Here is an 11,540-nt window from a genome sequence, read left to right on the forward strand (position 1 = left end):
GGCGCGGCGCGCGGTGGAGCGGCGGGCCGGGCCGGTGGCTGGGCGTGCGGCGCCTCCGAAGGGCGGCCGGGCGGTGGAGCGGAAGGCCGGGCCGGTGGCTGGGCGTGCGGCGCCTCCGGAGGCCGGCCCGGCCGGTCGAACCGTACGCCGGGGCCCGGGCTCTCGGAGCCGCCCGACTCCCGGCCCTCCAGGTCCGTCGGCAGGACCACGGCCGCCGGGGTGTCCGAGCCGGCCGGCTCGGGCGCGACCGGCCAGTCCACGGAGGCCGCGGCCGAAGGGGGCCGCGGCGCCGCGCCGTTCATGGCGATCGTGGGGTGGTCGTCCGGCGGCGCGGGTACGGCCGACAGGTCGTACCCGCACGCACCGCAGAAACGGTCTCCCGACTCCAGCGGTTCCTCACAGCTGGGGCAGGCGGCCAGTTGGGGCATCTGCGACATGAATTACACCCACGTCCGGGGGCGGTAGCGGTTGGCGCGCTCCACCAGATCGATCCTCTCCTCGCCACCTGGGGCGAGCCGGGCCAGTGTCCGGTACGAACGCTCCAGACCGAAACGCAGACCCCGCTCGTCCAGGTCACTGCCGAGCAGTACGGTCCGCGCACCGGTGGCCGGTGGGACGGAACCCTGGCTACCGGAGAGTACCCAGTCCAGGGCGCAGCCAAGGACCTCTGTGGACAACTGCTCGCGGCGCACGGCGTCCAGGCCGTATCCGTCCAGGGCCTCGACCTGGGCCGAGGCCGAGGTCAGGTCGGCCAGGAACGCCGTACCGGGCGGCCCGGAACCCGGTACCCCCTGACGGGGCACCACCGTCCCGGGCGCGGTCGCGGCGGCGCCCGCCGGTGCCGTCGGTACCGCTGCCGCCGTCGCTGCCGCTGCCGGTACTGCCGTTGCCGGCGCCGCGAGGGCCCCCGGCACGGACGCGGCGGTCTCCGCCAGGCGCTGCCGCAGCCGTGCCCGCACGGCGGCGACCCGCGCCGCCGTGTAGTGGATGGATGCCTCCGGCACCGACTCCAGCGTCCGTACGGCCCCCGCGCGGTCGCCCGCCGCCAGCTGGACGCGGGCCAGGCCGAACGCGGCGCTCACATAGCTCGGGTCGGTCGTCCACACCAGCCGGTAGTACTCGGCGGCGTTGTCCAGCTGCCCGAGGACCTCCGCGCACAGCCCGAGGGCGAGCTTGGGCGCCGGCTCGCCCGGGAACGCGTCGTAGACCGCGTCGAAGGACACCGCCGCGACCTCGTGGCCGCCGGTCGCCAGTGCCGCCACGCCCCGGTACCAGACCACCCGCCAGTCGTCGGGGTGGTCGGCCTCCAGGGCTTCGAGGGTCCTGGTCGCGTGGTCGTGCTCGCCCATCTCCAGGCGCGCCCGCAGTTCGCGCAGCCGCAGTTCCGGGGAACCGGCGGGCGCCGCGTGCAGCGCGGTGATCAGCTCCGCGGGCGCGGAGGTCATGAGCCCCGCCAGGAAACCGGCGTTCGGATCGCCGGGGTCGACGTGGGGGACCGGCAGCGCGAGCCCGGCGGCCGCGGTGTCCAGCGGCTTGACGAGGGATGCCGGAGCGGGCGCGAGGGCCGGCGAACCGTTCGGCCCGTTCGGCCCGCCGACCCGGCCGACTCCGCCGACCCCGGCTGCCGGGGCCGACCCGTTCGCCTCGGCCGCCTCGGCCGCCCGCGCCGACGCGCCTCTCCTCCACCACGCGGGTACGTGCACGGGCCTGGCCCCCAGCAGCGACACGTCCCCGTCCAGCCTGCCGAACAACTCCGTGTCGGTGACCCTCAGCTCGGGCCCGAACAAGGTGGACAGCGAGGGCCGCGGACGTCCCGTCTGCACGGCGACGACCTCGCGCAGCACCCCGGTGAGCTGCTCGGCCATCTCCTGCGCGGAGGCGAACCGGCGGGCCGGATCGGGGTCGGTGGCCCGCACCAGCAGCCGGTAGAACGACTCGTAGGTGCGGAAGACCTCGATGGTGTCCGGGTCGGGCAGGGAGTCCGCGAACACGTTCGTGTAGCCCTGGAAGTCGAAGGTCAGGACCGCCAGGGTGCGCGCGACCGTGTAGAGGTCGGAGGCGACCGACGGGCCGACGTCGGCGACCTCCGGGGCCTGGTAGCCGACCGTGCCGTAGATGGCCGACTCCTCGTCGTCCATCCGGCGCACCGCGCCCATGTCGATCAGCTTGAGCTGGTCCTCGGTCTGTATCGCGTTGTCGACCTTGAAGTCGCAGTACAGGAGGTTGCGGCTGTGCAGGTGACCGAGGGCCTCCAGCGCCTCGATGCCGTACGCGCACGCCTGCTCGACCGGCAGCGGGTCGCGCCTGCCGAGCGCGTCGCGGCGGCCGTTGGCGATCTCCTTGAGGGACTTGCCGCCGACGTACTCCATGACGATGTAGCCGTCGAGGGAGCCGGTGCGCTGGTCGAGGTGTTCCACGAAGTTGTAGATCCGCACGATGTTCGCGTGCTCGATCTCGGCGAGGAAGCGGCGCTCGGAGATCGCGGCGGCCATGGCGTCCTGGTCGCCGGTGTCGAGGAGGCCCTTGAGGACCACCCAGCGGTCGGAGACCGCCCGGTCGACGGCGAGGTAGACCCAGCCGAGCCCGCCGTGCGCGAGGCAGCCCACGACCTCGTACTGGCCGTGCACGATGTCGCCGCTGCACAGCTTCGGCACGAACGAGTACGGATGGCCGCACTTGGTGCAGAAGCCCTCCGTGCGCCCGGGCCGCTCACCGCGCGAACGCCCCACCGGCGCCCCGCAGTCGGAGCGGGAGCAGAATCGCTTCCGCTCGGGAACCTCGGGGTTCTCCTGCACCATCGCGCGCGGGTCGGGCCGCGGTACGCCCGGGACCTGTACGAGACCCACGCCGAGCCGGCCGCGGGCCGAGGAGCCGGCCGCCGAACCGGAGCTGCGCACCGACACCGAGCGGCCCGTGGAGCGCCCCGAGACGGAGCGCGACAGACGGCCCGACACCGAGCGCCGGGACTGGGCCGACCGCGACGAGGAGCGGGACGATGAGCGGGACGACGCACGGGAGGACGCGCGGGAGCCGGAGTGCGAGCCGGCGTTGCCCGAGCCGCGCGCCCCCTTGCCGCCCGCCGTGATCCCGGTGGGCGGCGAGCCCACCCTGCCGGTCGACGAGACGACCGGCGCCAGACCGCAGGTGTCGCAGTACAGCTCGCCGCCGCCCACGTCCTCGTAGGACCCCGTGCACCCGGGCCGCTGGCACGGCTTCTGCGGATCCTGTCCGCTCCCCTGGCCCTGCCCGCCCTGCCCGCCCTGCCCGCCCTGCCGGTTCGGCCGGTTGGGCCGGTTGTGCCGGTTCTCGTCCGGCTGACTCATGACTCCCCCCTCCGGTCCTGTGGCCCGCCGTCGCCGGGGACCCTCGGTGCCAGCAGCTCGGCGGCCGCCCGCTGGTAGCGCAGCACCGCCTGTTCCGCCACCCGCAGGTCGCAGGGCGCGCTCCACAGCATGCGGCGCGCCGCGTCGTACCGCTCCACGAGCAGCGGGTCCTCGGCGAGGCCGTGCCGGGCGACCTTCGCCTTGTACGCGTCGAGCCGGCCGCGCAGCTCCGCGCGGACCGCGAGCGGCGCGGTGACCGCGGTCAGCGACTCCCGGGCGCGCAGCAGCTCGTCCTCGGCCTTCTCCTCCAGGGACTCCAGGAGGGGCGAGAGACGGTGCCACTGCGCGTGCCTGCGGTACTCGGAGGCCGCCGCCAGCTGCTCCTGCAGCGCGGTGGGCGGGCCGCTGACCGCGGGCACCTCGGACGCGGCGATCTTCGCCAGGACCTCGCCGCGCGCGCTCCTCGCCTCCGCGAGGGTGCGGTCCGCGCGGCTGAGCACGTCCCGCAGCCGCACCAGCCGCGCCTCCGCGTCCTGGCGCACGGTGAGCACGGCGTCGATCTCGCGGCGCACCTCCTCCAGGGCGCGCGCCTCCCGGTCGTAGCGCGTCGTGTCGGGGCGGCCGCCGCCGGGCGCCGAACTCCCCCGCGCCGGTGTCCAGAAGGCCAGCGGATCGGAGACCACCTGCTCGCGCAGCGACGTCAGCGTGCGCGTGATCCGCTCCAGGTCGTCCCCCGAGGGGTGCTCACCGGGCCGGACGCCCACGGAGTGCGCCAGCCGGCGGGTGCGCTGCAACTCCGCGGCCAGCAGGTCGATCCGGGCCGGCAGCGCCGACCAGACCGCGTCGGCCGCGACGACCATGTCCAGCGACGACGCGTACAGCTCGTTCATGCGCTCCACGAGTTCGGCCAGGGTGAAGCGCTCGCTCAGCCGGCCCGTGCCCGCCGTCGTGGGCGCCGCGGCGGTGGAGGCGCTGCCGGCCACCGTGACGCTCTCGCCGCGCAGCAGTTCCGTCAGCTCGACGAGGTCCTCGCGGCTCGACCAGCGCCTGCGGGAGCGGATCTGCCGCGCGGAGCGCAGCGCGCCCGCGTACGCGTCGAAGTACGCCCACAGCAGGGTGATCGCCGCCTCGGTGGTCTCCCAGCGCTCCTTGGTCGTGCCCGTCAGCTCGGCGCCTTCGAGGAGTCTGCGGCCCGCGTGGTCCTGCAGGGCGAGGAGCGAGGTCTCGATGGCCTCGTGCTCCGCGCCGAGCCGCGCCAGCGCGCGGTCCACCTCGTCCCGGTCCAGTACCGGCCCGGACGGTCCCGCGACGCCCATCGATCACCCCTCGCCTCGTCCGTGCCGGCCGACTGCCCGCCCGGTGTCTCCCGGGCACTTCAAGTACTTCGGGTACTTGAGGTACTTCCTGAACTTTCCGGAGCCTATTCGCCGAACCGTGCGTCCCCGTACGCGTTTTGTGTCCGAACCGGCCTCAGGGCTGCCTGTACTTGACCGCGGGCGGTCCGGACGAGGGGCCGAGAGTCCTGGCGAGCCACGTGTCGTACGACGTCCGCCAGCCGTCCTTGCGGTAGTCCACCAGGATCTGGTTGACCCGGCGCACCAGGTCGTCCGCCTCCTTCTTCATCGCCACGCCGTAGTACTCCTCGGTGAACGGCTCGCCCTTGAGCCCGACCGTCGGGTCCTGCGCGGCCTGGCTCGCCGCGAGGGCGCCGTCGGTGACCACGGCGTCCACCTCGCCGAGCTGCAGCCGTACCAGGCAGTCGAGCTGGTTCGGCACGGTGCGCCCCTCGAAGTCGGCGGACCCGGCCAGGCTCCCGGACTTCTTGCCGGCCTCCAGCGCGTCGTAGGCGGTGGAACCGGCCGCCGTGCAGATCCGTTTGTCCGCCAGGGAGGCGTCGTACCCGGTGATGCCGGACTTCTTCGGGGCGAGCACCTGCTGACCGGTCTCGAAGTAGGGCGAGGAGAAGGCGACGTCCTCCAGCCGCTTGCAGTTGATCGTCATGGTGCGCACCACCATGTCGACCTTGTCGTCCTGGATCGCCGGGATGCGCTGGTCGGTGGGGATCGCCCGGAAGCGGACGTTGTTCTTCTTCTCGCCCACGATCCTGTCCGCGATCTCGCGCGCGAGGTCGATGTCGAAGCCCTCCAGTTCGGCCTCGGCGGACGCGCTGTTCGGGTTGCGGTAGCCGAAACGGAAGCTGTTCTGGTCGACGCCGACGATCAGATGGCCGCGCGCCTTGATCTTCCGGACCGCCGGGCCGTTCTGCCCGCCCGAGGACGGGGACAGGCTCTGGTCCTCGGGGTGCTCGGGGTCGAGGCAGTCCTCGTCCCCGACCGGGTCGGTCCGGGCCGCCCCGCGGCCGTCGGAGTCGGCGGCGCCCCCGCGGGACTGGGCCACCGGCAGCAGCAGCGCGAACACCGCCGCCAGGGCGCAGACGACCGCCATGGCGCCCACTCCGCCCCAGCCCCGCAGACCGGCCCGCAGACGTCGCACGTTCATCACCGTGTCCCCTCCCACCGTCTCACCGGTACTCCGACAGCCTGCGCCCGATGCCCAGCACCGCGCCGGCCGCGGCCAGCACGGCGAGCACCGCGGCCCCCACCACGAGACCGTCCATCGCGCCCCGGCCGTCACCGGCCGCCCGCCGGAACTCGGCGCGCTCGTGCGCGAGCGCCTTCCTCAGGTTCTCGTCCACGTTCTCGAAGCACTCGCCCGTCGGTTCCTCGGCGGCGGTGCCGATGACCTTGTCGAGCGCCGCCTGGTAGTTGCCGGCGGTGTCCTGCGCGCGGGCTTCCCGGTGCCGCTCCTTCCAGACCCTCATGCTGTCCGTCGCGGCCTCGACCGGCTTCGCGCCCGCGGTGTCGTCGGCGAGGTCCCCGGCGGCGGCCAGCTTCGCGGTGAGGTCCCTCATCTGCCGCTCGTAGTCGTAGTCGTACACGTCCACGGTCTTCCTGGCGGCGCCCGTGCCGACGTCCTTGGTCTCCGCGCCGCGGGCGACCAGGGTGAGGTTCTCGTTGCCGCGGGCCTTGAGCGAGGCGATCCGGGCGTCGTTCAGCGTGTTCAGCGAGCGCACCCCGTGGTCGTACGACTCGTTCAGCCCGGCGCGGGCGGCGGTGTGGCCGACGGCCAGCCAGAGCAGGACGACAGTGGTGGCGGCCGTGGCGGTCGCCAGGCCGTGGTTGAGCACGCGGTTCGTCCTGCGGTAGTTGCGGCGCTGGGCCCATCCGAGGCCGCCGAGGGCCAGGACGCCGGCGCCGATCGCGATCCACGGGTAGGGCGTCGCGTCGTCGTAGTCGGAGCGCAGCCGCTGGTTCTCCACCTTGTAGAGCTGCTCGGCGTCCCCGAGCATCACCTGCATCTTGGAGTTGGCGTACCGCAGGTAGGCGCCGCCGAGGGGGTAGCCCTGGCGGTTGTTGGCGCGGGCCCGCTCCACCAGGCCCTTGTACTCGGGGAGCATCTTGTTGAGCTCGGTGATGGTCTTCTGCGAGGTGGAGCCGGGCTCGGAGTTGGCCGCCGCCGTCACCAGCTTGTCCGCGGCGAGGCGGATGTCGCGCTCGTACGTCCTGCGGGACTCGGCCGTCTCCTGGCCGCCCGCGAGGAAGCCGCTGGACGCGGCCGTGTTGGCGTCGGCGAGGGAGCGGTAGATGTCGGCCGCGTCGGCGCTCAGCGGCTGGCTGCGGTGCAGCACGTCGTCCGCGGCGGCCGAACGTTCCGCCATCTCCCAGGCGGTGAGCGCGCCGAACACGACCACCAGGGCGGCGAGGACGGCGCCGATGACGCGCAGCCGCCCCGGCTCGGTGGTGGCCGCGGCCCGCAGCCGGTCGACGCCCTCCGCCCACGCCGTGCGCCGCGGGGGCACGGAGCCGGGCCCGCCCGGCCCTCCCCGCGGCCCCGGCGGCGGGGCCTGCGGCGGGAGTGGGGGCAGCGCGCCCGCCGGGGTTCCCGGGGTTCCCGGTGGTCCCTGTGGTCCCGGTGGTCCCGGTGGTCCCGGTGGTCCCGGTGGCGCCGCGGTGCCCTGCTCCTGGTGTGTCACCCGACCTCCCCCATGGTCATCACCGGTCGTCTCCGCCCGGCGCCGGGGAGCACGGGAAGAGACGCACGGCCGCAAGTATCGCCGCCGGGACCGGTATCCGCACAGGTCTTGACTCGATCTTGCGCAGATCGCGGTACGGCCTTGCGCGGATCGCGGTACGGCGAAGATCCCGCACCACCCCTGCTTCTGAACACCACCCTTGCTTCTGAATACGCCAACTCGAACTGTTCGGTTCCCGGCACGCCCGGACCCGGCGCCCGGACCCGGCGCTCAGACCCCCTCGCACTCGTAGAACTCCCGCACGCGGGCGTACGCCCGCGGCGGAGCGCCCTCGTGGTCGAGGCCCAGGAGCGCGGCCCCGAGGACCGGCCGGGCGGTGACGACCCCGGGCGCGGCCTTCGGGGCCCGCTCGGCCAGCAGTTCCCGCACCCGGTCGTCGAGCCGGGGATGGCGGGCGGCCAGCACGCCGCCGCCGAGCAGCACCGGCACCTCCTCGTCCAGCAGGTCGAGCCGGGTCAGGGCGACGACCGCCATGGTCACGATCTCGTCGGCCAGCCGGTCGACGAGCGCGCGGGCGACCGCGTCGCCGTCCGCCGCGGTGGCGAACAGGACCGGCACCAGTTCGTGGCGCCGCACCTCCTCGATGCGCCGCAGGTGCAGCGCCTCGATCAGCGCGTACATCGTGGGCAGGCCGAAGTGCGCGGGCAGGGCGCGGGCCAGCCCGGTCGCGGGGCCCCGTCCGTCCTCGGCGCGCGCCGCGTGCCACAGCGCCTCCTCGGCGAGCCCCGAACCGCCGCCCCAGTCACCGGAGACGCGGCCGAGCGCGGGGAAGCGGGCCACCCGGCCGTCGGGCCGCATCCCCACGCAGTTGATGCCCGCGCCGCACACCACGGCGACGCCCCGCGGCTCCTCGACCCCGGCCCGCAGGATCGCGAAGGTGTCGTTGCGGACCTGCACGGTCGCGCCCCACGCGCGCGCGTGCAGCGCGGCGGCCAGCCGCTCCTCCTCCACCGGCAGGTCGGCGTTGGCCAGGCACGCCGAGACATGGCCGACGGAGGCGGTGCCCGACGCGGCGAAGACCCGGTCCACCGCGTCCGCGAGCGTGTCCACCGCCTGCCGGACCCCGACCACGGGCGGCTGGAACCCGCCGCCGCGCGCCGTGGCCAGCACGCTCCCGTCGGCCGCCACGACCGCGACGTCGGTCTTGCTGTTGCCCGCGTCGACGGCGAGGACGGTCCCGCCGGCCCCCGCGCCGGTGCCGGTACCGACTCCGGTGTCAGTGCGGGTGCCGGCTCCGGTGGCAGTGCCGGTGCCGGTGCCGGGCGCGGTGTGCGTCACGCCCACGCCAGGTGCTCCCGGTTGTGCGCGATCAGCCGGTCGGTGAGCCCGTCGGCCGGCGCGTACTGGCCGACCAGGGGATGTGCGAGCAGCGCCCGGAACACCCGCTCCCGGCCCCCGCGCAGCGCGGCCTCCAGGGCGAGGTCCTCGTACGCGGTGACGCCCGCCATCAGTCCCGCGAACAGCGGGTCCACCGGCGCCACCGGCAGCGGGTCCGCCCCGGTGCGCCCGACTGCCGCCTGCACCTCGATCACGGCGTCGTCGGGCAGGAACGGCAGTGTCCCCCGGTTGTACGTGTTCACCACCTGGCGGGGACTGCCGCCCCCGCCCAGCAGGGACGCGGCGAGGTCGACGGCGGCCTCCGAGTAGTAGGCCCCGCCCCGCTTCGCCAGCAGCGCCGGCTTCTCGTCGAGTGCCGGATCGCCGTACATCGCCAGCAGCTCCCGCTCCATCTCCGCCACCTCCGCGGCCCGCGAGGGCTTCGTCCCCAGCTCCCGTACGACCTCGTCGTGCGCGTAGAAGTAGCGCAGGTAGTAGGAGGGGACGACCCCGAGCCGGTCCAGGAGGCCGCGCGGCAGGCGCAGGTCGCCGGCGAGGGCGTCACCGTGCTCGGCCAGCAGCTTCGGCAGGACGTCCTCCCCCTCGGGGCCGCCGAGCCGCACCCGCGTCTCCCAGGTGAGGTGGTTGAGGCCCACGTGGTCCAGGTGCACGTCACCGGCGGCGACCCCGAGCAGCCCGGCGAACTTCCGCTGGAAGCCGATCGCCACGTTGCACAGCCCGACCGCCCGGTGACCGGCCTGGAGGAGCGCGCGGGTCACGATGCCGACGGGGTTGGTGAAGTCGATGATCCAGGCGTCCGGGTTGGCCCGCCGTACGCGCTCGGCGATGTCGAGCACCACCGGGACCGTACGCAGCGCCTTGGCGAGGCCGCCCGCGCCGGTCGTCTCCTGGCCGACGCAGCCGCACTCCAGCGGCCACGTCTCGTCCTGATGGCGGGCGGCCTGACCGCCCACGCGGAGTTGGAGCAGCACGGCGTCGGCGCCCTCGACACCCGCGTCGAGGTCGTCGGTCGTGGTGATGCGCCCCGGGTGCCCCTGCCTGGCGAAGATGCGCCGGGCCAGCCCGCCGACGAGTTCCAGCCGGTCCGGGTCCGGGTCGACGAGGACCAGGTCCCCGACGGGCAGCGTGTCCCGCAGCCGCGCGAACCCGTCCACGAGCTCGGGGGTGTAGGTGGAACCCCCGCCCACTACTGCGAGTTTCATCCTCAGCCTTTCACTCCGGTGACTCCGCTTCCCACTCCGGCGCGCGTGACGGCCGCGGCACCCGGTCCGGCCGCCGGCGGCACGGCTTCCGGCAGGGTTCCCACATCAGGAACCACCGCGGGCCGAGGTGTCGAAGACCTCGTCGCGGGTGGCGGCGAGCGCGCTCTCCAGCGCGCCGCGCAGCACGGGCTGTTCGCGCACCTCGCCGAGGACGAGGCGCGGCCGGGACGCGGCCAGCTCCGCCAGTTCGGCCTGTACGAGGGCGCGCAGGGGTTCGCCGCCCCTGCTGAGCGAGGCGCCGCTGAGGACGACGAGTTCGGGGTCGAGGACGGAGACGAGCGAGGCGAGGCCGGTGGCGAGCCCGGTCGCGTACGTCTTCAGCAGCTCCCGGTGCGGGCCCGCGTCGATGTCCGCGGCCTGCTCCACGAGGGTGGCGGCGACCTCGGTGCACGGGCCGCTGGGGATCGGTTCGACGCCGAGTGCGCGGGCGAGCTCCGGAATGGCCTGGGAGCCGGCCAGCTCCTGGTAGCCGCCGCTGTTTGCCTTGGTGACGTGCCGCACGAGCGGGGCGCCGGGCACGGGCAGGAAGCCGACCTCGCCCGCGCCGCCGGTCCAGCCGCGGTGCAGCCGCCCGCCGAGGACGAGGGCGGCTCCCAGGCCGTCCTCGTTCCACAGCAGGACGAAGTTCTCGTGACCCCGGGCCGCGCCGAGCCGCTGTTCGGCGATGGCGGCGAGGTTGACGTCGTTCTCGTACTCGACGGGCATCGGCAGCGCCGCGGCGAGCTCGTCGAGCAGGGTGGGGGAGTGCCAGCCGGGCAGGTGGGAGGCGTAGCGCAGGCGTCCGGTGTTCGGGTCGAAGGCGCCCGGGGTGCCGATGACGAGCCGCCGGAGGTCGGCCCGGGTCAGCCCCGCCGCCTTCACCGCACCGTCGAGGGCGTCGGTGACCTGCTGCACGACGCCGTGGGCGGGGCGCCGGCCGGGGGTGGGCAGTTCGTACGCGCCCACCGTCCGCCCCGTCACGTCGGCGACGGCGGCGAGGATCCGCCCGGGCGTCACGTCGAGCCCGGCGGCGTGGGCGGCGGCCGGATTGACGGCGTACAACTGCGCGTTGGGTCCGGGCCGCCCTTCACTGGTGCCGGTGACGACGACGAGCCCCGCCGCCTCCAGCCGGGCGAGCAGCTGGGAGGCGGTCGGCTTCGACAGCCCGGTCAGCCTGCCGATCCGGGTCCGGGACAGCGGGCCGTGCTCCAGCAGGAGGTCGAGCGCGGCACGGTCGTTCATGGCGCGCAGCACGCGGGGGGTGCCCGGTGTGCCCGGTGCGCCGGGTATGCCTGCCGTTCCCGCCATGACGGTCGCCACCTGCCTCTCGGCTGCCCAGCCCCCCAGGACGCCGGCCGGTCGGTCCACCGGGACGACACTGTTAGGAAACTTTCCTGTCGACGGGGTCACTGGGAAGGAAGGTAGGCCGGGGCGAGGAGGGCGTCAACAAGGACGCGCCCTCGCGGCGACGGAGCCGTCACCTGCGGGGGCGGTGGTTCCGCGGGCGGAGGATCCACTTCCGCCGAATCGGCGGCGGGGGGGCCG

General features: G+C 74.6%; 8 protein-coding genes. All 8 read right to left on the reverse strand.

Annotated features, from left to right (window positions below):
- Window positions 1-437, reverse strand: a 437-nt coding sequence (locus KM933_RS15240) for a zinc ribbon domain-containing protein (RefSeq protein ID WP_221352392.1), incomplete at its 3' end; no start/stop codon positions are given.
- 3 nt (window positions 438-440) lie between these two features.
- Entirely contained in the window at window positions 441-3,323 is a 2,883-nt protein-coding gene (locus KM933_RS15245; RefSeq protein WP_221352394.1) for a serine/threonine-protein kinase, read from the reverse strand.
- The gene (locus tag KM933_RS15250) at window positions 3,320-4,639 is read right to left on the reverse strand and encodes a coiled-coil domain-containing protein (protein ID WP_221352397.1); all 1,320 of its coding nucleotides are present in this window, start codon (window positions 4,637-4,639) and stop codon (window positions 3,320-3,322) included. Before KM933_RS15250 ends, KM933_RS15245 begins: the two co-directional genes overlap by 4 nt.
- A gap of 154 nt (window positions 4,640-4,793) precedes the next feature.
- Window positions 4,794-5,822 carry a glutamate ABC transporter substrate-binding protein gene (locus tag KM933_RS15255; protein WP_221352399.1) on the reverse strand — a complete coding sequence of 343 codons (1,029 nt, stop codon included), beginning with the start codon at window positions 5,820-5,822 and terminating at the stop codon, window positions 4,794-4,796.
- A gap of 22 nt (window positions 5,823-5,844) precedes the next feature.
- Entirely contained in the window at window positions 5,845-7,356 is a 1,512-nt protein-coding gene (locus tag KM933_RS15260) for a hypothetical protein (protein WP_430727319.1), read from the reverse strand.
- A gap of 270 nt (window positions 7,357-7,626) precedes the next feature.
- Window positions 7,627-8,700 carry an N-acetylglucosamine kinase gene (locus KM933_RS15265; protein WP_308013408.1) on the reverse strand — a complete coding sequence of 358 codons (1,074 nt, stop codon included), beginning with the start codon at window positions 8,698-8,700 and terminating at the stop codon, window positions 7,627-7,629.
- Window positions 8,691-9,956: a 6-phospho-beta-glucosidase gene (locus KM933_RS15270; RefSeq protein WP_221352401.1), complete on the reverse strand. Its 1,266-nt coding sequence runs from the start codon at window positions 9,954-9,956 to the stop codon at window positions 8,691-8,693. Before KM933_RS15270 ends, KM933_RS15265 begins: the two co-directional genes overlap by 10 nt.
- Before the next feature lie 105 nt (window positions 9,957-10,061).
- Complete coding sequence (locus tag KM933_RS15275) at window positions 10,062-11,303, reverse strand: ROK family transcriptional regulator (RefSeq protein WP_221352403.1); 1,242 nt, start codon at window positions 11,301-11,303, stop codon at window positions 10,062-10,064.
- Between the last annotated feature and the right edge of the window lie 237 nt (window positions 11,304-11,540).

The organism is Streptomyces beigongshangae, from assembly GCF_019710745.1.
Classification (GTDB): Bacteria; Actinomycetota; Actinomycetes; order Streptomycetales; family Streptomycetaceae; genus Streptomyces; species Streptomyces beigongshangae.